General features: G+C 73.3%; 20 protein-coding genes. 9 read left to right on the forward strand and 11 right to left on the reverse strand.

Annotated elements, in window-relative coordinates:
• Positions 1–31: 31 nt before the first annotated feature.
• Together IE308_RS12895 and IE308_RS12900 are read left to right on the forward strand one after the other, a co-directional pair.
• Positions 32–598 carry a class I SAM-dependent methyltransferase gene (locus IE308_RS12895; RefSeq protein WP_190217990.1) on the forward strand — a complete coding sequence of 189 codons (567 nt, stop codon included), beginning with the start codon at positions 32–34 and terminating at the stop codon, positions 596–598.
• 58 nt (positions 599–656) lie between these two features.
• Positions 657–1349 (forward strand): flavin reductase family protein, encoded by a 693-nt coding sequence (locus tag IE308_RS12900; protein ID WP_190217991.1) that lies wholly within the window; start codon positions 657–659, stop codon positions 1347–1349.
• On the opposite strand, the gene IE308_RS12905 is transcribed toward IE308_RS12900, so the two are convergent.
• Positions 1274–2152, reverse strand: a complete 879-nt coding sequence (locus tag IE308_RS12905) for a methylenetetrahydrofolate reductase (protein WP_190217992.1) — start codon at positions 2150–2152, stop codon at positions 1274–1276. The two genes, IE308_RS12900 and IE308_RS12905, sit on opposite strands and share 76 nt — an antisense overlap.
• Positions 2153–2355: 203 nt before the next feature.
• Here IE308_RS12905 and prcB point away from each other — a divergent pair, with 203 nt between their 5' ends.
• Positions 2356–3195 (forward strand): proteasome subunit beta, encoded by an 840-nt coding sequence (gene prcB / locus IE308_RS12910; protein WP_190217993.1) that lies wholly within the window; start codon positions 2356–2358, stop codon positions 3193–3195.
• On the opposite strand, the gene polX is transcribed toward prcB, so the two are convergent.
• Complete coding sequence (polX, locus tag IE308_RS12915) at positions 3192–4943, reverse strand: DNA polymerase/3'-5' exonuclease PolX (RefSeq protein ID WP_190217994.1); 1752 nt, start codon at positions 4941–4943, stop codon at positions 3192–3194. The two genes, prcB and polX, sit on opposite strands and share 4 nt — an antisense overlap.
• 68 nt (positions 4944–5011) lie before the next feature.
• Between polX and IE308_RS12920 the strand changes: the two genes are divergently transcribed.
• Positions 5012–5323 carry a hypothetical protein gene (locus IE308_RS12920; RefSeq protein WP_229908851.1) on the forward strand — a complete coding sequence of 104 codons (312 nt, stop codon included), beginning with the start codon at positions 5012–5014 and terminating at the stop codon, positions 5321–5323.
• Positions 5324–5426: 103 nt separating this feature from the next.
• Entirely contained in the window at positions 5427–6008 is a 582-nt protein-coding gene (locus IE308_RS12925; RefSeq protein ID WP_190217995.1) for an AMIN-like domain-containing (lipo)protein, read from the forward strand.
• A 95-nt stretch (positions 6009–6103) separates the two neighbouring features.
• Here the strand turns inward: IE308_RS12925 and IE308_RS12930 are convergent, their stop codons facing one another.
• The 3 genes from IE308_RS12930 to IE308_RS12940 form a co-directional block, all read right to left on the reverse strand.
• A complete protein-coding gene (locus tag IE308_RS12930; protein ID WP_190217996.1) occupies positions 6104–7189 on the reverse strand; it encodes a GNAT family N-acetyltransferase in 1086 nt (361 codons plus the stop codon).
• A 195-nt stretch (positions 7190–7384) separates the two neighbouring features.
• Positions 7385–9277 (reverse strand): molecular chaperone HtpG, encoded by a 1893-nt coding sequence (htpG, locus tag IE308_RS12935; RefSeq protein ID WP_190217997.1) that lies wholly within the window; start codon positions 9275–9277, stop codon positions 7385–7387.
• 60 nt (positions 9278–9337) lie between these two features.
• Positions 9338–10567 carry a M20 metallopeptidase family protein gene (locus IE308_RS12940; protein ID WP_190217998.1) on the reverse strand — a complete coding sequence of 410 codons (1230 nt, stop codon included), beginning with the start codon at positions 10565–10567 and terminating at the stop codon, positions 9338–9340.
• A 284-nt stretch (positions 10568–10851) separates the two neighbouring features.
• Between IE308_RS12940 and IE308_RS12945 the strand changes: the two genes are divergently transcribed.
• On the forward strand, positions 10852–12471 hold the full coding sequence (locus tag IE308_RS12945; protein ID WP_190217999.1) for an adenosine deaminase family protein: 1620 nt from the start codon (positions 10852–10854) through the stop codon (positions 12469–12471).
• 52 nt (positions 12472–12523) lie between these two features.
• On the opposite strand, the gene IE308_RS12950 is transcribed toward IE308_RS12945, so the two are convergent.
• Positions 12524–13168: a TetR/AcrR family transcriptional regulator gene (locus IE308_RS12950; protein ID WP_190218000.1), complete on the reverse strand. Its 645-nt coding sequence runs from the start codon at positions 13166–13168 to the stop codon at positions 12524–12526.
• A gap of 69 nt (positions 13169–13237) precedes the next feature.
• Here IE308_RS12950 and IE308_RS12955 point away from each other — a divergent pair, with 69 nt between their 5' ends.
• On the forward strand, positions 13238–14674 hold the full coding sequence (locus IE308_RS12955; protein ID WP_190218001.1) for an MFS transporter: 1437 nt from the start codon (positions 13238–13240) through the stop codon (positions 14672–14674).
• Between the two features lie 43 nt (positions 14675–14717).
• Here IE308_RS12955 and IE308_RS12960 read toward each other — a convergent pair whose 3' ends face one another.
• On the reverse strand, positions 14718–15881 hold the full coding sequence (locus tag IE308_RS12960) for a GDSL-type esterase/lipase family protein (RefSeq protein ID WP_190218002.1): 1164 nt from the start codon (positions 15879–15881) through the stop codon (positions 14718–14720).
• A 57-nt stretch (positions 15882–15938) separates the two neighbouring features.
• A complete protein-coding gene (locus tag IE308_RS12965; RefSeq protein ID WP_190218003.1) occupies positions 15939–16526 on the reverse strand; it encodes a TetR/AcrR family transcriptional regulator in 588 nt (195 codons plus the stop codon).
• A 167-nt stretch (positions 16527–16693) separates the two neighbouring features.
• Between IE308_RS12965 and IE308_RS12970 the strand changes: the two genes are divergently transcribed.
• Entirely contained in the window at positions 16694–17377 is a 684-nt protein-coding gene (locus tag IE308_RS12970) for a DUF899 family protein (protein ID WP_190218004.1), read from the forward strand.
• Between the two features lie 195 nt (positions 17378–17572).
• Positions 17573–18079 (forward strand): SRPBCC family protein, encoded by a 507-nt coding sequence (locus IE308_RS12975; RefSeq protein ID WP_190218005.1) that lies wholly within the window; start codon positions 17573–17575, stop codon positions 18077–18079.
• Positions 18080–18183: 104 nt separating this feature from the next.
• Here IE308_RS12975 and paaE read toward each other — a convergent pair whose 3' ends face one another.
• From paaE to paaC, 3 genes are read right to left on the reverse strand one after another with little or no spacing between them, the layout of a single operon-like run.
• Entirely contained in the window at positions 18184–19299 is a 1116-nt protein-coding gene (gene paaE / locus IE308_RS12980) for a 1,2-phenylacetyl-CoA epoxidase subunit PaaE (protein ID WP_190218006.1), read from the reverse strand.
• Positions 19299–19814: a 1,2-phenylacetyl-CoA epoxidase subunit PaaD gene (paaD, locus tag IE308_RS12985; RefSeq protein ID WP_190218007.1), complete on the reverse strand. Its 516-nt coding sequence runs from the start codon at positions 19812–19814 to the stop codon at positions 19299–19301. Before paaD ends, paaE begins: the two co-directional genes overlap by 1 nt.
• Positions 19808–20635, reverse strand: a complete 828-nt coding sequence (gene paaC, locus IE308_RS12990; protein WP_190218008.1) for a 1,2-phenylacetyl-CoA epoxidase subunit PaaC — start codon at positions 20633–20635, stop codon at positions 19808–19810. Before paaC ends, paaD begins: the two co-directional genes overlap by 7 nt.
• Between the last annotated feature and the right edge of the window lies 1 nt (position 20636).

The raw sequence follows: 20636 nt of genomic DNA on the forward strand, positions 1-20636 counted from the left end.
GGGCGAGGTCCGGAGGCAGGCGGAGGCGACGATGACGGAGACGACCCCTCCCACCGCGGCGGAGTACTGGGACGCCCACTGGCGGGCCGGACGCCGCTACCGCCCCTTCGACGAACGGGAGGCGGACGTCCTGCGACGGCAGGCCGGGCCGGGGGCGGGTCGGTCCGCGCTGGACCTGGGCTGCGGCGAGGGCGACCTGGCCGCACACCTGCTGGACCTCGGGTACGCGGTCACGGCGGTCGACTGGGCGCCGACGGCCCTGGCGGCCGCGCGCCGCCGCCACCCCGGGCTGGACGTCCGGCGCATGGACGTCACCGGCGACGAGGTCACGGCGTTCCCCCACCCGGCCTACGCGCTGATCACGTGCCGGCTGCTCTTCCGCTGGATCCCGGACAAGCCCGCCTTCCTGGCCCGGGTGCGCGCCCTCCTCGCCCCGGGCGGCCTGTTCTGGGTCGGCACGCCGGTCCACGACCCGGCCCGCGGCGAGCGGCGCGACTGGGAACTCGGCCCGGCGGAGACGGAGTTGCTGACCGCCGACTGGTCCCGCGTCGACCAGGAGGACCTGGACGGCTACCGCTGCTTCGCGCTGCGCCCCTGACCCGCCCACGCCGATGGTTCGGCGTCCGCCGAAACGACCGGTTCCTAGGCTCGGTGCCATGACGACCGCAAAAGCGACGACGCCCGCGGCGGCCCCGGCCGCGCACATCGCCATCGAGCCGAGCATCCTGTACTTCGGCACCCCCGTGGTGCTGCTCACCACGGAGAACGACGACGGCTCGGCCAACCTGGCGCCGATCTCCTCCGCGTGGGCGCTCGGCCGGACGGTCGTGCTGGGTCTCGGCCGGGACGGGCAGACCGCGTACAACCTCGCCCGGCGTCCCGAGGTGGTGGTCAGCCTGCCGTCACCCGGCCAGTGGCGCGCGGTGGAGCGGCTGGCGCCGCTCACCGGGCGCAGTCCGGTGCCCGCGAGCAAGCCGCCCGGCTGCCGCTTCGCACCGGACAAGTTCGCCGCCGCCGGTCTGCGGCCGGAGCCGTCCGACACCGTACGGCCCCCGCGGGTCGCCTCCTGTCCGCTGCAACTGGAGGCGTGTGCCGAGCTGGTGCGGCCTGACGCCTCGGGGACGTTCGTGATCGTCGAGGCGGTGGTGCGCAAGGTGCACGCAGATCCGGCGATCGTGGTCCCCGGCACCGACCACGTCGACCCCGCCGCCTGGAGCCCGCTGGTCTACAACTTCCGCCACTACTTCGGCCTCGGCCCCGAACTGGGCCGCTCCTACCGGGCGGAGACGCCGTCCGCGCGGAACCGGGCCACCCACTCCGACGTCGCCGCGAGCCCGCCGAACGTGTAGAAGTGCACCTTCACGTCGCCGTGGCGGCGCGGGTCGTAGCCCTGGGCGAAGGCGTGCAGAAAGCGGTCGGGGCCCGCGGTGCCCATCAGATTGGTGAGGGAGAGCCCGTACTTGCGGGCGATCGAGGCGCTGGTGCCGACGCCGAAGCGGCCCGCGTACGCGAGCAGGCGGCGCACCCCGGCCGGGCCGGGCACACCGACGCGGACGGGCGCCTCGACGCCGTGCGCGCGGGCCCGCTCGACCCAGTCGAGCACGGGCCCGGCGTCGAAGCCGAACTGGGTGATGACGTCGCCGGTCAGGCCGTGCCGGCCGAGCACGGCGCTCTTGTCCCGCAGCGCGGACCACAACACCCCGTCGGCGATGGCGGGATGGCCCTCCGGGTAGCCGGGTATGCCGACCCGGCGCACCCCGTACCGCTGGAGCAGCCCGGTGCGGAGGACGGCGAGGGCGTCGTCGTAGGGGCCCTGCGGGGCGGCGGGGTCTCCGCCGACGACGAAGACGTGATCGCCGGTGCCGTCGGCGCGCAGCCCGTCCAGGAACTCCTCCAGCGCGGCCCGCGAGCCGAGGCGGCGGGCGGAGAGATGCGGGACGGGCACGAAACCGTGGGCCTTCACCGCGCGGGCCGCCGCCAGCCGCATCGCCAGGTCCTCGTTGCCGAGGTAGGTGATGTTGACGCGGGTGCCGGCGGGAAGTGTCTCGCGGGCTCGCTCCAGCGCGGGCACGTCCTTGGCGGTCATCTCCAGGGAGAAGTCCTCCAGCAGCGCCGTGAGGGGCGCGGCGGGTGCCGTGGGACCGGGGTGCATCGTCCTCCTTCGCGGGTGGCTCGGACACCCTGGCGGAGCCCGGTCCGAGTGCGCCTCCCAGCCTAAGGCCGCCGTCCGTACCGACCCGCCGGGCCCCCCGCGCCGGGGCATGCGGGCGGTGCCCGGCGGGTAGGGTCGGCGAACGGGGACGGGCCCCGGTCTTGGTGGCCCCGTGTCCGTCCGACGACCAGGAAGGAACGTGCATGAGCACTCAGCCCGGCAATGGTCTGCCGCCCGCGTTCATGGCCCCCGAGACCTCGTCCTTCCTGGACTTCCTGGCGGCGCAGGCCCCCGAGCTGCTGCCGGGCAACCGCCGTCTGCCCACGCCGCACGCGGGTTTCGAGGCGCCGCACGGCACGACCATCGTCGCGGCGACGTACGCGGACGGGGTGCTGGTGGCGGGCGACCGGCGGATCACCATGGGCAATGTGATCGCGCACCGCGAGTACGAGAAGGTCTTCCCGGCCGACGAGTACTCGGCGGTGGCCATCGCCGGCACCGTCGGCGTGGCGGTGGAGCTGGTGCGGCTGTTCCAGCTGGAGCTGGAGCACTACGAGAAGATCGAGGGCACCGCGCTGTCCCTGGACGGCAAGGCCAACCGGCTCACCACGATGGTCCGCGGCAACCTCGGCATGGCGATGCAGGGCCTGGCCGTGGTGCCGGTCTTCGCGGGGTACGACGTGGACCGCGGCACGGGCCGCATCTTCTCCTACGACGTCACGGGCGGCCGTACCGAGGAGACCGGGTTCACGGCGACCGGCTCGGGGTCGGTGTACGCGCGCGGCGCGCTGAAGAAGCTGTACCGGGCGGACATGGCCGAGGAGGAGGTCGTCACGGCGGCCGTGCAGGCGCTGTACGACGCCGCCGACGACGACTCCGCGACCGGCGGCCCGGACCTGACCCGCCGGCTGTTCCCGCTGGTCGCGCTGGTCACCGAGCACGGCTACCGGCAGCTGCCGCAGCAGGAGGTCGCGGCGATCGCCCAGAACGTGGTCGACCGCCGCCAGCGCACCCCCGACGGCCCGCGGGCACCGGTCCTCTAGGCGGCGCGCCGTCCGGGGCGGCCCTGGGCCAGGAAGCGGCGCAGGCGGGACAGGGGCCAGGTGTTGACGACGTCGTCGGCGGTGAGCCAGCCGCGCTGGGCGGTGCCGATGCCGTAGCGCATGTGCGCCAGATGAAGCGTGGCGTGGGCGTCGCTGTTCACGGCGAACTTCACGCCGTGGCGGCGGGCGCGCAGGATGTCCTCGTCGCGCAGGTCGAGCCGGTCGGGGTGGGCGTTGATCTCCAGGACCGTGCCGGTGCGGGCGCAGGCGGCGAACACCGCGTCGAGGTCGGCGTCGATGCCGGGCCGCTTGCCGATCAGGCGGGTGGTGGGGTGGCCGATGATGTCGACGTAGGGGTTCTCGCAGGCGCGCACCAGACGGCGGGTGAGGGTGTCGCGGTCCTGGCGGAAGTGGGAGTGGATCGACGCCACGCACAGGTCGAACCCGGCGAGGAACTCCCCCGGCCAGTCCACGTCCCCTTCGGGGCCGATGTTCAGTTCGGCGCCGTGCAGCAGCCGCATGCCGCCGCGCCGTCTGCCGAAGCGGCCGTCCAGCGCGCGGACGCGCTCGCGCTGGGCGAGCATCCGCTCGTCGGTCATGCGCTGCATGTACAGGTCGGGGCCGTGGTCGGTGACGGCGTAGTAGCTGTAGCCGCGGTCGGCCGCGGCGGCGACCATCTCCTCCAGCGGGGCGAGCCCGTCGGTGAGGTCGGTGTGGGTGTGCAGGTCGCCGCGCAGGTCGGCCTCGGTGACCAGCTCGGGCAGCTCGCCCTTCAGGCCGGCCTCGATCTCGCCGCGGTCCTCGCGCAGGGTGGGCGGTATCCAGGGCAGGCCGAGCCGGTCGTACACCTCCTCCTCGGTCGCGGAGACGATCTTCTCGCCGGTCTCGGTGTCGAACAGGCCGTACTCGGACAGCTTGAGCTTGTGGTGGACGGCCCGTTCCCGGATGCGGATGTTGTGCGCCTTGGAGCCGGTGAAGTAGACCAGGGCCGCGCCCCAGGAGTCGGGCGGGACGACGCGCAGGTCGACGGCGAGGCCCTTGGTGGTGCGCACCGACGTCTTGGTGGTGCCGTGGGCGATGACCTCGGTGACGTACGGCAGTTCGGTGAAGGCCCGCATCAGTGGCGCGGAGTCGTCGGCGGCGGCGAGCACGTCGAGGTCGCCGATGGTCTCGCGGACGCGGCGCAGCGAGCCGGCGTACGCGCAGCGGCGGCAGCCGGGCACGGCCGACAGCCGGGCGACGACGTCCTCGGCGAGGTCGAGCGCGGCGTCGAGGAGGACGCGGTCGCCGGCGGAGCGCAGGAGCGCGATGCCGTGGAGGATGTTCTCCTCCGTCTTCGGGCCGAAGCCCTTCAGGTCGCGCAGCCGCTCGGCGTGGATGGCGTCAGCGAGTTCCTCGACGGAGGCGATGCCCAGCTCCTCGTAGAGCACGCTGGCCTTCTTCGGGCCGAGGGTGGGGATCGCGGTCAGCCGCCGGACGCCGGCGGGGATGCGGGCGCGCAGCTCCTCGACGGCGGAGACGCCGCCGGTGCGGACGTACTCGGTGATCTTCTCCGCGATGGACCTGCCGACGTTGGGGATCTCCTGGAGTCCCTTGGCGTCGAGGGTGGACACGTCGGCGTGGTAGCCGCCGACCGAGCGGGCGGCCTTCTCGTAGACACGTGCCCTGTACGCGTCTCCGCCGGTGATCGAGATCAGGTCCGCGTACTCCTGGAACAGGGCGGCGACCTCGTCGTTGGACCGAGCCACGTCTCCAGGGTAGTGCGGTAGCGGGTGGCGGCAGGGGGTACCCGTGGGGGGCACGACTTCGTGGGGAGATGACTCACATGCTGCTGCTCGGACTGCTTCTCCTCGCGGGCACGGCCGCCTTCACCGTGCTGGTGATCGCCGGCAACCTCTCCGGTGGCCCCCGGTACACCGTGTCCGTCCTGGACCACGACATCGCCACCCTGAACGGGCTGGGCCTGTTCTGCGCGGGTCTCGCCCTGGCGCTGATCTTCTGCCTGGGCCTGGCCCTGATGAAGACGGGTGCCGTCCACCACCGGCGCCGCCATCTACGGGTGCGGGAGCGGGACGACACCGCCTCGCTCGACGACATGATGGGCCCCCATCCCGACGCCCGCGCCTGACCCCGGCCACCCGTCGAAAAAGTGACGGCGGTCACAGTGCAACCATGGGGCCATCCGGCTTGTCTCCCCTGATATCAGGCACAACACCACGTCGGGGGACGTCATGGTACGAAGCACACGCATCTGGGCCGCTCTCACCCTCCTCGGTACGACGATCGGAGTGGCGGCGGTCCCGGCCGACGCCGCCCCGGCCGCCACCGCACAGACCACTGTCTGCCCCACCGGCTGGGGCAGCCTTCCCAAGACCCGGTCCGCCGCCACGTCGCACCCCGTGACGAACATCAGGACCGGCCGCCACACCTGCTACGACCGCATGGTGATCGACGTCCCGGGTGCGACCGCCGGCCGTCTCGGCTACTCGGTCCGCTACGTCGACCGCCTGTACCAGGACGGTTCGGGCCGGGTCCTGCCCGTCGCCGGCGGCGCCGTCATCGAGGTGCGGGTGACCGCGCCCGCGTACGACCCCGCCACCGGCGCCGCGGTCTACCCGGGCCGGCCCGGGCGCCCGCTGCCGGGCGTCGACCTGACCGGGTACCGCGCGTTCCGGGACACGCGGTTCGCCGGCAGCTTCGAGGGCGACACCCAGATCGGCCTCGGGGTCCGGGCGCGGCTGCCGTTCCGCGTGCTGCGGGTGGACGGGCACGTCGTGGTGGACGTGGCCCACACATGGACCGGCAAGCCCTGACCGGCACGCCGTCGTACGACGGCCCACGGGCCCGGCGCGCGTGCCCCGCGGGGTGCGCGCGCCGGGCCGCGTCCTGTCCGCCCGCGGGCAGGGCCTCAGCGGGCGCGGGAGGTGCGCAGGGCGCCGATCGTCTTCAGCAGGCGGTCGGCGGGCTCGCGCAGACGCGGGTGGGCCAGGACCGTGTTGCGCAGGCCGCGCACGGGCCGCCGTACCAGCCGGTGGGCGGCCGCGACGGGGTGCGGCCGGGTGGCGAACCCCTCGGCCACCCGCAGTTCGCGGGTCTTCAGCCAGTCCTTGTACTCCTTGTCGCCGCGTCCCAGGTCCAGCAGCGCGATCCCCTGCCGGCGGCCGGTCTCGGCCATCCTGAGGTGCATCATCAGCCCGGGCGAGTAGCGGTGGACGTCGGGGTCGTAGGCGGTGAACCAGGCCGCCAGGACGGTGCGCGAGCGCGGTCCGAAGTGCGCGGCCACCGGCCGGTCGCCGGCGTAGAGCACGGACAGCACGCCGGTGAAGTGCTCCTCGCGCAGCTCGAACAGGTCGGTGACCAGGTCGACGATCCAGGGCCGGGAGAAGCGGTCCATGCGGCCGGTCCTGCGGTACTGGGCGGACTTCCACCGCATCAGCTGGCGCAGCGCGCGCGGGTCGCGCTCGTCGAAGACGAACCGCGTCTCGCCGATGTCGCGGCCGATGCGGCGCTCCTTCTTCAAGGTGGTCTTGGCCAGGCCCGGGTAGGTGGCGCGCAGCCACTCCGGGTAGCCGTCGTCGCCGTGTTCCAGGTCGATCACGGGTGAGGGGAACAGGCCCGTGACATGGGGGCCGAACGGCTTCTGCTGCTCGACGAGGTGGTCGAACTCAAAGCTGGCGAGCCCGCAGGCGCTCAGCAGCCGGCGGGTGTCCCAGACGACGCCGGGGCGGTGCACGAGCGCCTGGCAGTCGGACAGGCCGAGGCCGAGGGCGCGGCCCACGCCGAAGGAGGTGCGTTCGTACGGGAAGAAGCCGACCGGTTCCCCGCCCTCGTGCAGCACGGCGACCCGTACCCCGGCGCGGTGCCGGGCGACTCCCTGGGCGAACTCCGGGGCGAGGAAGGGGTTGGCGAACTCGGGCGACTCGTCCATGGCCGCATGCCAGCTCTTGCGCTGGGCATCGGTCAGCTCGTCGGCTCTGTGGACGGTGATGTGCATCGGCGACCGCTCCCCCCATGACGCGTTGCGCGCGTCCCGCACTGCTCGATGAGGATCAAACGTCGCGAAACAGTACGCACGCTGTCAAGACGTAGGTCCGGGCCGATGACCGCCCGCGGGCCGTCGGCGCCGATATCAGGCCTGGTGGGGCATCGGTGCGCCCGCGGGAGGGCGGGCGCACCGGGTACACACCTGTTACAGGGTGCGCTCCAGGCGATCCGCGACCAGCTTCACGAACCGGGCGGGTTCCTTGGGCTGGCCGCCCTCGGCGAGCACCGCGAGGGCGTGCAGGAGTTCGGCGGTCTCGGCGAGCGCCTCGCGGTCCTTGTCGTCGCGCCAGGCCTGGTTGAGGCCCTTCACCAGCGGGTGGTCCGCGTTCAGTTCGAGGATCCGCTTGGTGCGGGGCACCTCCTGGCCCATCGCCCGGTACATGTTCTCCAGGGCCGGGGTCAGGTCATGGGCGTCGGAGACCAGGCAGGCCGGGGAGACGGTGAGCCGGTTCGACAGGCGCACCTCCTTGATGTCCTCCGCCAGCCGCTCCTTCATCCAGTCGAGCAGACCGGCGTACTCCTCGTTCCGCCCGGTGTCCGCGGCTTCCTCGTCCTTGCCGTCGAGGTCGATCTCGCCCTTGGCGACGGAGCGCAGCTTCCTGCCCTCGTACGTGCCGACGGCGTCGACCCACACCTCGTCGACGGGGTCGGTGAGCAGCAGCACCTCGATGCCCTTGGCGCGGAAGGCCTCCATGTGCGGGGAGTTCTCGATGGCCTGGCGGGACTCGCCGGTGAGGTAGTAGATGTCCTCCTGGCCGTCCTTCATCCGCTCCAGGTAGGCCTTGAGGGTGGTCGGCTCCTCGGCGCTGTGGGTGGAGGCGAAGGAGGACACGGCGAGGATCGCGTCGCGGTTGTCGGCGTCGGTGACCAGGCCCTCCTTCAGGACGGGGCCGAACTCCCGCCAGAACCCGGCGTAGCGCTCGGTGTCCTTGTTCATCAGGTCCTTGACGGTGGACAGGACCTTCTTGGTCAGCCGGCGCTGGATCATCCGGATGTGCCGGTCCTGCTGGAGGATCTCGCGCGAGACGTTCAGGGACAGGTCCGCCGCGTCGACGACGCCCTTGACGAAGCGCAGGTAGGGCGGGAGGAGTTCCTCGCAGTCGTCCATGATGAAGACGCGCTTGACGTACAGCTGCACGCCGCGCTTGTGGCCCTGGGTGAACAGGTCGTGCGGGGCGTGGGAGGGCAGGAACAGCAGCGCCTGGTACTCGAAGGTGCCCTCGGCCTGGAGGCGGATCGTCTCCAGCGGGTCGCGCCAGTCATGGCTGATGTGCTTGTACAGCTCGTGGTACTCCTCGTCGGACACCTCGTCACGCGGGCGTGCCCAGAGGGCCTTCATCGAGTTGAGCGTCTCGGGCTCGGGCGTGTCGTCGCCGTCGGCGGCCTTGCGGACGTACCGGATGGGCCAGGTGATGAAGTCCGAGTACCGCTTGACGATGTCCCGGAGCGTCCACTCCGAGGTGTAGTCGTGGAGCTGGTTCTCGGGGTCGGCGGGCTTCAGGTGCAGGGTGACGGAGGTGCCCTGCGGGGCGTCGTCGACGGTCTGAAGGGTGTACGTGCCCTCGCCGCGGGAGGTCCAGCGGGTGCCCTGCTTCTCGCCGGCCCGGCGGGTGAGGAGGGTGACCTCGTCCGCGACCATGAAGGCGGAGTAGAAGCCCACGCCGAACTGGCCGATGAGCCCCTCGGCGTCGCCGGCCGCGTCCTTGGTCTCCTTCAGCTCCTTCAGGAAGCGGGCGGTGCCGGAGTTGGCGATGGTGCCGATGAGCTGCCCGACCTCGTCGTACGACATGCCGATGCCGTTGTCCCGCACGGTGAGGGTGCGGGCGTCGCCGTCGGTGTCGATCTCGATGTGCAGGTCGGACACGTCGGCGTCGAGAGTGTCGTCGCGCAGGGCCTCCAGACGCAGCTTGTCCAGGGCGTCGGAGGCGTTGGAGACGAGTTCCCGAAGGAAGACGTCCTTGTTCGAGTAGACCGAGTGGATCATCAGCTGGAGGAGCTGACGCGCCTCAACCTGGAACTCAAACGTTTCGGTCGGCATGGTTCGCGGTTACCTCACGGGTCCTAAGTCGCCGGAACTGGTGAAACCACTGTAAAACACCTAGTCAGAGGCGTGGGGCGAGTCGGCCAGGAGGCGCAGGGCGACCGCCGCGTGCAGGGCGGCGCCGGTGGCCATGACGGGCTCGTGGAAGACGACCCGGCTGGAGTGGCAGTCGGGGGCGCCCTCGGCGGGGGTGCCCGGCGGGCGGGCGCCGAGGAAGGCCATGGCGCCGGGGACGCGCTGCAGGACGTAGGAGAAGTCCTCGGCGGCCATGACCGGGTCGGGCAGCTCCTGGACGCGGTCGGGGCCGAGCAGACCGGCGGCGGTGTCGCGGACGGCGCGGGTGACGGCCGGGTCGTTGACGGTGGCCGGATAGCCCTCGACGAGGTCCACGTCCGCCTCGGCGCCATGGGCGGCGGCGACATGGCGGGCGACCCGGGCGATGTTCTCGCGGACCGTGTGCCGGGTGGCGGGTGTGAAGGTGCGGACGGTCCCCTGGATCTCGGCGGTCTCCGGGATGATGTTGGCGGTGGTCCCGGCGTGCACGGAGGCGATGGTGACCACGGCCGGGTCGAAGACGGACACCGTGCGGGTGACCATGGTCTGGATCGCCTGCACGATCTCGCAGGCCACCGGCACCGGATCGAGTGCCAGCTGCGGGGCGGAGGCGTGTCCGGAGCGGCCCCGGACGGTCAGCCGGAGGAGGTCGGAGGCGGCGAGCAGCGGGCCGGGCCGCACCTGGAGGGTGCCGGCGTCGTAGCGGGTGGCGACGTGCAGCGCGAACGCGGCCGTGACGCCGGTGCCGTCCGCGGCCTCCAGCACCCCCTCGTCGATCATGTACCGGGCCCCGCCGTCGGTCTCCTCCGCGGGCTGGAACATGAACACCACCCGGCCCGCGAGGTCCGCGCGGCGGGCGGCGAGCAGCCGGGCCGCTCCGACGAGCATCGCGGTGTGCAGGTCGTGGCCGCAGGCGTGCATGGTGCCGGGCACCTCGGAGGCGAACTCCAGGCCGGTGTCCTCCTGTTGGGGCAGGGCGTCCATGTCCCCGCGCAGCAGCACGGTGGGGCCGGGGCGGGCGCCGTCCAGGACGGCGGTGACGGAGCTGAGCCGCTCCCCCGTCGTGACGGTCAGCCCCAGGCCGTCCAGGGCGTCGAGCACGGTGCGCTGGGTGCGGGGCAGGTGCAGGCCCAGCTCCGGGGCGCGGTGGAGGCTGCGGCGTACGGCGGTGATCCCGGGCAGCAGGGCCTGTGCCTCGGCGAGCAGGCCGGAGCCGGCGGGCACGGCGGTCATCGGGCGGCTCCGCGGGCGGTGGCGCGCGGCGGGGGCGGGGTGGTCGGCACGGGCAGCTCCTCGGCGCGGGGTCGGTCCGTCGGCTCACAAGCCTGCCCAGGGCGGGGCACGGCCACGCCCCCCGCGGGCGCACATGGCTCGCCCGCCGCCGGCGCGGACGCGCTCACGGACACCCCTTGGGTCCCGAACCGCCCGGAGGCGGAGGCCCCTCAGATCACTCACCCGGGTGAACGTCCCGTACACGCCGCCCGAAGCCGGGCGGTTCGGGCGGCGTCTTCGTGATCATGCGGAGCGTGACCAATGGAAACCTCCGTCGCGCACGCCGTACGGCCCTCGCGGGTCTCGGCGCGCTGACCCTCCTGTCGACGCTGTCCGCCCTGCCCGCCCACGCGGGACCGCCCGCGCGCGGGGCGCAGCGGCCGGCTCCCGCGCCCCGCCCGCTGACCGCCCTGGAGCGCGGTACGGCCGCCTACCTGGACTCGGTCCGCAACGACCCCGCGCTGCTGCGGGACTTCTTCCGCCGCCTGCCCAAGGGCGGCGAGCTGCACAACCACCTCTCCGGCGCCGCCCCCACCGAGTACCTGATCGAACTCGCCGCCGAGGACGAGTTGTGCGTCGACACCACGACGTGGACGGCCGTGGCGCCGCCGTGCGGCGCGGGCACCCGGCCGGCCGCCGACGCGCGCACCGACCGCGCCTTCCACGACCGGATCGTGCGGGAGTGGTCGATGCAGGACTTCCCGGCGGGCGGCAACGGCCACGACCACTTCTTCGCCACCTTCGGCAAGTTCGGCGAGGTGACCTGGCGGCACCCGGGCAAGCTGCTCGCCCGGGTCGGCAACGACGCCGTCGCACAGAACCAGTTCTACCTGGAGACCATGACGACCCCCGGCTCGGAGGGCGCCAAGAAGCTGGCCGCCGAGGTCGGCTGGGACGACGACCTGGCCGCGCTGCACCGCAAGCTGGTGGCCGGCGGCAAGCTGGACAAGGTCGTCGCCGAGGCCCGCCGGGAGGCCGACGGCGCGGACGCCGAGTTCCGTGCCACGGCCGGCTGCGACACGGACCGGCCGCAGCCGGTCTGCGGCCTGACCACCCGGTGGATCTCCCAGGTGTCGCGCGGCGGCCCGAAGGAGCGGGTCTTCACGCAGATGGCGCTCGGCATGCGGCTGGCCGAGCGGGACGGCCGGTTCGTCGCGGTCAACCTGGTCCAGCCGGAGGACTGGGACAGCTCGCTGCGCGACTACCGCCTGCAGATGCGCATGCTCGCCTACCTGCGCGGGGTCTACCCGAAGGCCCATGTCACGCTGCACGCGGGCGAGTTGTGGCCCGGGCTGGTGAAGCCGGAGGACCTGAAGTTCCACATCGCCGAGGCGGTGGACGTGGCCCGCGCCGAGCGGATCGGGCACGGGGTCGACCTGCGGCACGAGGACGGCTGGCAGCGCACGGCGGCCACCATGGCCGACCGGGAGATCGCGGTCGAGGTGCCGTTCACCAGCAACGCCCAGATCCTGGGGGTACGCGGCGCCGACCACCCCTTCGAGACGTACCGGGCCTACGGCGTCCCGGTGGTCCTGGCCACCGACGACCCCGGGGTCAGCCGTATCGACATCAGCCACGAGTACCGGTACGCGGCCGAGACGTACGGCCTCGGCTACCCGGAGCTGAAGGACCTGGCCCGGGCGTCCCTGGAGTACGCGTTCCTGCCGGGCCAGAGCCTGTGGAGCGGCAACCCGACCCGCGACGGCTACCGTCCGGTCCCGGCCTGCCGAGGTGAGCGCGCCGGTGGATCGGAGCCCGGCCGGGCCTGCCGCCGCCTGCTGGACGCCAGCCCGAAGGCGGCCGTGCAGTGGCGCCAAGAGGCCGCGTTCCACGCCTTCGAGCGCACCTTCGGCACCGGCCGCTGAGAACCGCGCCGCATCCGGCCGCCGGTCCGACAGGGCCGGCGGCCGGCCTTTTTCACGCCCGGGGCGCGTAGTGGCCCAGGAACATGTCGACCCCGCTGACGACGAGACGGTCCGTCAGGTCGTCGTCGACCTGAGTGCCGTACGTGCCGAAGACCAGGTGCGGGAAGACCAGCAGGGCGTAGAGCTGGATGACGGCCGTCTCCAGGTCCGGTACGACCAGCCGGCCCTGGTCGGCGAGGGTGCGCAGGGCGCCCGCGACCGCCGGGTGGTGTCCCTCCGGGCCGTGGCTCTCCCAGGCGCGGCCCAGTTCGGGGAAGCGGTGCTGCTCGGCGGCGACGAGCCGGCGCAGGGCGGCGACGTCCTCGTTGGCGCGGACGGCGCGGACCCAGCCCCGGGCGGCCTCCACGAGCGCGGCCCGCAGGTCCGGCGCGTCGGCCAGCGCGGCGAGCGCGTCGGCGGAGGCGCCGCCCAGGGGCTCGTCGAGCGCGCTGCTGATCACCGCGCTGAACAGGGCCTCCTTGCTGCCGAAGTGGTTGTAGACGGTCACCTTGGACACACCCGCCGCGGCGGCGATGGCGTCCATGCCGACCCCGAACCCCTCGCGCAGGAACAGCTCGCGTGCCGCGCGCACGATGGCCTGCCGTTTCAGCTCGGCGCGGGGGCCGCTCGGGGGCTTGCGGGCACTGTCGACGCTCATGGGGCGATCGTAGCAATCGACTGAACTGAACTGTTGAGTTCAGCTGTACTGGCCCGTACAGTTCAGTTCATGGACGCGACCCACTCCCCGGCCGGCACGCACGCCGCTCCGGAGCACCACCCGCCCGCCGACCCGCGCCGCTGGACGGCCCTCGCCCTCATCTGCCTCGCCCAGTTCATGCTGGTCCTCGACGTCACCGTGGTGAACGTCGCGCTGCCCGACATGGCCGCCGACCTGCACCTCGACCGGGCGACGCTGACCTGGGCCGTCACCGCGTACACCCTGTGCTTCGGCGGTCTGATGCTGCTCGGCGGCCGGCTCGCCGACGCCCTCGGCGCCCGCCGCACCCTGCTCGCCGGGCTCGCCGTCTTCACCGCGGCCTCCCTGCTCACCGGGCTCGCCGGGAGCGCGGCCCCGCTGCTCGCCGGGCGGATCGCGCAGGGCGTCGGCGCGGCGCTGCTGTCGCCGGCGGCGCTGTCGCTCGTCACGACGACCTTCCGCGGCGCCGAGCGGAACAAGGCGCTCGGCGTGTGGGCCGCGATCGGCGGCTCGGGCGCGGCGGCCGGGGTGCTGGTCGGCGGGGCGCTCACCGCGGGCCCGGGCTGGCCGTGGGTCTTCTGGGTCAACGTCCCCGTCGGCGTGGCCCTTCTGGTGCTGCTCCCCCGGCTGGTCCCCGCCCGGGCCCCGCGGCCGGCCCGGCTCGACGTGCCCGGCGCGCTGCTGGTCACGGCGGGCACCGGCGCGTTGATCTACGGCCTGGTGGAGGCCGGGGACGCGGGCTGGACCTCCGCGCGCACCCTGCTGCCGCTGGCCGGGGCCGCGGTGCTGTACGCGGGGTTCGCCGCGGTGGAGCGGGCGAGCCGGGCGCCGTTGATGGACCTGCGGATGTTCACCCGGCGGCCGGTGCTGGCGGGCGCGTTCCTGATGCTGGTGGCCACCGCGCTGCTGATCGGGTACTTCTTCCTCGGCTCGGTCTACCTCCAGCACCTGCGCGGCTTCAGCGCCCTGCGGACCGGCCTGCTGTTCCTGCCGCCGGCCGTGGCGACGGGGCTCGGCGCGCATCTGGCCTCGCGGCTGGTGGGCCGCCTGGGCAGCCGTGGCGTCGCGGTGGCCGGCCTGCTGACGGCGGCCGCCGGGACCGTGCCACTGACCCGGCTGTCCGCCGACGGCTCGGTGTACACCGGTCTCCTGCCGGGCCTCGTCGTCGGCTCCCTCGGGCTGGGCACGGTCTTCGTCACCGCCACCACGACCGCGCTGGGCATGGTCGACCACCGGGAGGCGGGTCTCGCCTCCGGGGTGGTGAACACCTTCCACGAGGTGGGCGGTTCGATCGGCGTGGCGGTGCTCTCCACGGTCGCCGCCTCCGGCATCGAGGCCGGTTCGGCGGGAGGCTTCACCGACGCGTTCACGGTGTGCGCCGCCACGGCGGCGGGCGGTGCGGTGGTGTCCCTCGGGCTCGTGCCGCGCGGCCGACCGCGGATGAGCGGCGGGCCGCACGTGCACTGAGGCGAGGGGTCCTCACCAGGTGGCGGGTCCTCGGGAAGTGCCCCTACGCGAAGACGGCGCCGTCTCCGAACACCCGCTTGGCGAAGCGCTCGCCGATGCGGCGGTGGGTGGCGGCGTCCGGGTGGAGGCCGTCCGGCAGCGGCAGTTCCTCGGCGTCGGCCTCGCCGTAGAGGTCGCGGCCGTCGAGGTGGTGCAGATGCGGGTCCTCGGCGGCGCGCTCGGCCACGATCCGGCTCAGTTCGGCGCGGATGACGCCCAGGGTGAGCTTCCCGGCCGCGACCTCGGCGGGGTCACCGGATGCCGAGAAGGCGAGCCGACCGGCGCTCAGCGCCGAGACGTCCATGACGGTCGGGCCGGGGGTCTCCTCGTGCATCGGGCACAGGATGGGCGAGACCACCAGCAGCGGTGTGTCCGGGTGGCCGTCGCGCACGGTGTCGAGGAACCCGTGCACCGCGGGCGTGAAGGCCCGCAGCCGCATCAGGTCGGTGTTGACCAGGTTGATGCCGATCTTGAGGCTGATGAAGTCGGCGGGGGTGTCCCGCATCGCGCGGGCCGTGAACGGGTCGAGCAGGGCGCTGCCGCCGAAGCCGAGGTTGATCAGCTCCACGCCGCCGAGGGAGGCGGCGAGCGCGGGCCAGGTGGTCGTGGGGCTCTCGGCGTCGGAGCCGTGGCTGATGGAGCTGCCGTGGTGCAGCCACACCTTGCGGCCCCGGTCGGGCAGCGGCTCGACCGGGGCGTCGGTGCGCAGGGCGACGAGTTCGGTGATCTCGTTGTGCGGCAGCCAGATCTCGACGTCCTTGGCGCGGTCCGGCAGCCCGGTGAAGCGCAGGGTGCCGACCGGGCCGGGGTTCAGCTCGGACGAGCCGGTGGCCAGGTCGATGGTGACGGTGTTGCCGCCGGTCACGCTCGCCCGGTCGGTCAGCCGGCCGTCGACGAGCAGGTCGTAGACGCCCTCGGGGCGCGGCGGGGCGCCGGTGTAGGCCCGCTTGGTGGCCAGCGCGTCCAGCTCGACGGCGGTGGCGCGGGTACGGAACGCCAGCCGTACGCCGGAGGGCTGGGACTCGGCCAGGGACAGCTGCGGGTCGGCACACCGGGCCCGGGCCGGCTCGGGCAGCCGGTGCGGCAGCAGGCCGTGCTCGGTGCGCTCCAGGTCGAGGGCGCCGCGGACGAGGTCGGCGGTGAGGGGGGTGGTGATCCAGGGGGACATGGGGTCCTGCTTCTTCGGGGGGCGGCGGGCAACGGCGCGAGGGTGGTGGGGGCAGAGTCAGGGGCTCGGGGACGGTCCGGGAGCCCGCCAGTTGCGCAGCAGCGCGTCCAGGGCGTCCAGGGCGCGGGTCCAGCTCTCCTGCGAGTCGGGGGCGCTGTGGCTGAACCCGCCGGCCAGCTCCAGGCTGACGTAGCCGTGGAAGACGCTGCCCAGCAGGCGGACCGCGTGGGTCTGGTCCGGCTCGGCGAGGTCGTAGCCGCGCAGGATCGCCCGGGTCATCTGGGCGTGCCGGACTCCGGCGCTCGCGGCGGCCGTCTCGGGGTCGAGGCGGAACTGCGCGGCGGCGTAGCGGCCGGGGTGTGCGCGGGCGTAGTCGCGGTAGACGTCGGCGAAGGCGACGAGGGCGTCCTTGCCGGCGCGTCCGGCGAGGGCGTCGGCGGCTCGGTCGGCGAGTTCCTCCAGGGCGAGCAGGGCGATGCGCGTCTTGAGGTCACGGGAGTTCGCCAGGTGCGAGTACAGGCTCGCGACCTTGACGCCGACCCGGCGGGCCAGCGCCGACACGGTGACCTGCTCGAACCCGATCTCGTCGGCCAGCTCCGCGCCGACGCGGGCCAGCCGGTCGGCGGTGAGTCCTGCCCGGACCATGCGACCCCTTCCCTATGCTCGCCGTTTCGTTTTCCTGAACCGATTATGCATCTGCCTAAAACCTTTAGGCAAATGCCTGAGACTTATCGCCACCGGCAGCGGGGTGAAGCCGTGCCGGGCCGGTCCTAGACTCGAAGTGCCTCGGGCTTCCCACGCAGGAGGGCGCGATGTACCGGCACACCCGGCTCGCCGACGAGTCCGACGAGTACCTGGCCGCCCGGGAGGAACTGCGGCACGCCGAGATCGATCTGATGCGGCACCGCGAACGGGTCGCGGCCCTGCGGCGGGCGCTGCCGGCCGGACCGGCGGTGGCCGACTACGTCTTCCTGGAGGGCCCGGCCGGCCTCGACGCGGGCGACGAGCCGGTGCGCGAGGTGACGTTGAGCGGCCTGTTCACGGGCCCCGGCCGGCCGCTGATCGTCTACCACTTCATGTACGGCAAGCTCCAGCGGAGCCCCTGCCCGATGTGCACGCTGTGGATCGACGGCTTCGCGGGGGTCGCCCGGCACATCGCCCGGAACGCCGACTTCGCCGTGGCCGCAGCGGCGGACCTCCCCACGCTGCGCGCGTACGCCCGGGAGCGGGGCTGGTCCGGGCTGCGGCTGCTGAGCTGCGGTGACAGCAGCTTCAAGTACGACCTGGGCAGCGAGGACGAGGACGGTGCGCAGGACTCCTCCGTCTCCGTCTTCACCCGGGACGTCGACGGCACGGTCCGCCACTTCTACTCGGCCCACCCGCGGATGGCCGAGGACATCGACCAGCGCGGCATCGACCTGCTCAACCCGGTCTGGCACCTGCTCGACCTGACGCCGGGCGGCCGGGGCGACTGGTTCGCGGGTCTGGACTACTGACGACGCGCGGGGGTGCCGTACGAGTCCCGGCCGCCCCAGGGGGTGTTCCGGCAGGCGAACGGCGCGGTGCCGGAGCCGACCGGAACTCATGTGTCATCAGCGTCGGCTTGCCGGGTACTCGGCCGCCGTGCCGCGAGGCACGCGGGTGGTCGACCGACGCCCGCAGTCGATCGAGGATGTGAGGGAGGCACCCTGATGAGCACGGTCAAGGAAGCCGTGGAAGTCGACGTCCCCGTCCGCACCGCCTACAACCAGTGGACCCAGTTCGAGGAGTTCCCGCAGTTCATGGAGGGGGTCGAGGAGGTCAGGCAGATCGACGAGCGCCACAACCACTGGACGATGAAGATCGGCGGGGTGAAGCGCGAGTTCGACACGGAGATCGTCGACCAGCTGCCCGACGACCGGATCACCTGGCGGACCACCTCCGGTGACACCCAGCAGAAGGGGTCGGTGCGCTTCGAGCGCCTGGACGACACCCACACCCGGGTGGAGCTGGTGATGGACGTCGAGACGAGCGGTGCGGCGGAGAAGGCCGGTGACATGCTCGGGATGATCGACCGGCGGATCAAGGGGGACATGAAGCGCTTCAAGAGCTTCGTCGAGGAGCGTGGCGGGGAGAGCGGGGCCTGGCGCGGCCGGATCAAGCCCGGCGACACCGGCGGCTCCACCCCGGGTACGCCCAGCCCCGGCACCTTCACCTGATACGGCACCGGTCACGGTCCCCTGACAGGTCATCGGGCGACCACCGGCATCGCACCGCACCGCCCGCCCGCGCTCCGGCGCGGGCGGGCGTCCGCATGCCCGGCTCAGGAGTCGAAGTCGACCGTCAGGGTCTCCGACACCGGATACGACTGGCAGGTGAGCACATAGCCCGCGTCCACCTCGGCCGGCTCCAGGGCGAAGTTGCGGCGCATGTCGGCGGTGCCCTCGGTGACCAGGGCGCGACACGTGCCGCAGACGCCGCCCTTGCAGGCGAAGGGCAGGTCGGGGCGGGTCTTCTGCGCTCCGTCGAGGATGGTCCGCTCCCGGGGCAGCGGGGCGGTGCCGGAGCGGCCGTCGAGGGTGATGGTCACGCGGCTGACCGGGCCCGTCGGTCCGCTCTCCGCATGGTGGACCTCCCGGACCGGCTCGTCGTCGGCGTAGAACAGCTCCTGGTGGACGCGCTCCTCGGGCACGCCGAGGCCGGCCAGGACCTCCTGAGCGGCGCGGACCATGCCGTGCGGGCCGCACAGCCACCAGTGGTCGGCGGACTTGACGTCGACGAGCCCGTCGATGAGCGCTGACAGCCGGTCGGCGTCCAGCCGGCCGGAGAGGACCTCGGCCTCGCGGGGCTCGCGGGAGAGCACGTGGGCGACCTGGAAGCGGGACGGGTAGAGGTCCTTCAGGTCGGCGAGTTCGTCCGCGAACATCACCGTGCCGGTGCGCCGGTTGCCGTAGAAGAGGGTGACGGTCGAGCGGTCGTCGGCGGCGAGCACGGACTCGGCGATCGACAGCATGGGCGTGATGCCGGAGCCGGCCGCGATCAGCACGTGGTGGCCCGGGGTGCCGAGATCGGGGGTGAAGGCGCCGGTGGGGCCCATCACCTCGACGGTGTCACCGGGGCGCACCTCGTGGACCAGCCAGGAGGAGAACAGTCCGCCGGGCACCACCCGTACGCCGATGCGCGGCGGGGAGCCGGCGGGCGAGCAGATGGAGTACGACCGCCGCTCGTCCCGTCCGTCGATCTCGCGCCGCAGGGTGAGCGACTGTCCGGGCAGGTGCGTGAACTCCTCGGCCAGCTCCGGCGGGATGTCGAAGCCGACGGCGGCGGCGTCGTCGCACAGGGGCTGGACGGAGGCCACGCGCAGCCGGTGGAAGGCCGGCCGGCGCCGGGTCCGCGGGCGTTCGGCCCGGGGGGAGACCGGCTCCATCACGTCTGCCATCAGATCTCCTTGACGTACTCGAACGGCTCGCGGCAGGCGCGGCAGCGCCACAGCGCCTTGCAGGACGTTGCGGCGAAGCGGGAGGTCTCCTCGGTGTCGGCGGAGCCGCAGCGCGGGCAGGGCACGGTGTGCCGGGTCGGGGACAGCACGAGCGGGACCGGTCCCCCGGCGCTGCGGGGGGCGGCGCCGGGCGGGGCGATGCCGTGCTCGGCGAGCTTGCGGCGGCCCGCGGGGGTGATCCAGTCGCTGCTCCACGGCGGGTCCAGCTCGGTGCGGATCTCCACGCGGCTGTAGCCGGCCTCCCGCAGCCGGGCCGCGACGCCGGCGCGCATCTCGGCCATGGCCGGGCAGCCCGAGTAGGTCGGGGTGAGGCGGGCGACGACCGTGCCGTCGTCGGTCACCTCCACGCCGCGCAGCACGCCGAGGTCGGCGAGGGTGAGCATGGGCAGCTCGGGATCCGGCACCTGTTCGGCGATGTGCCGGGCGCGCCGGGCGTCGAGCAGGGTCGTCACCATGTCGCCTCCGGGTGGGCGCGGGCCACGCCCTGCAGCTCGGTGAGCAGCGGGGCGAGGTGCTCGGTGTGCTCGCCGTGCCGGCCGGCGCCCGGCAGCGGCCGGTAGACCGGCATGGGCAGGCCGGCGGCCTCGGTGACCTGGCGGAGCACGGCGACGACCTCGTCCCGGGCGTCGTGGGCGGTGAACAGCTCGCCCAGGTAGGGGGCGGTCTGCTCCAGCGCGGCGCGCATGCGGCGGTGCGACTCCTCCGTGCCGTCGCCGAGGCGCACGGACCACTCGGCGGCGTACTGCCGGTGGTAGGCCAGCTCCTTGACGCCCTTCGCGGCGATCGCCGACAGCACCGGGTCCGGGTGGGAGGCGAGCTGCTGGAAGTGGGCGAGGCGCCAGCTGGACAGCAGCAGCATCCGCACGATGGAGAACGCGAAGTCGCCGTTGGGCAGTTCGGCCAGGCGTACGTTGCGGAAGTCGGCGGCGTCGCGGAAGTAGGCGTAGGCGTCCTCGGCGCGGCCGGTGCCGTCGGCCTGGCCGGCCCGGGAGTACAGCAGGCGGGCCTGGCCGAGCAGGTCGAGGCCGATGTTGGCCAGCGCGACCTCCTCCTCCAGCTCGGGGGCGCGGGTCGTCCACTCGGCCAGCCGCTGGGCCTGCACGAGCGCGTCGTCGCCCAGCGCGACGCACAGGGCGGCCAGTTCGGCGGGGTCGACGCCCTCGGGCACGGTGGTGTCGACGCCGTGCAGCGGGTCCTCGAAGCCGGTGCCGTAGGCCCAGCGGGTGTCGTCCTCGTGTCCCTCGGCGAGGGTCATGTAGACGTGGTCGTCACTCATG

Source organism: Streptomyces griseosporeus (assembly GCF_014656055.1).
GTDB classification, from domain to species: domain Bacteria; phylum Actinomycetota; class Actinomycetes; order Streptomycetales; family Streptomycetaceae; genus Streptomyces; species Streptomyces griseosporeus.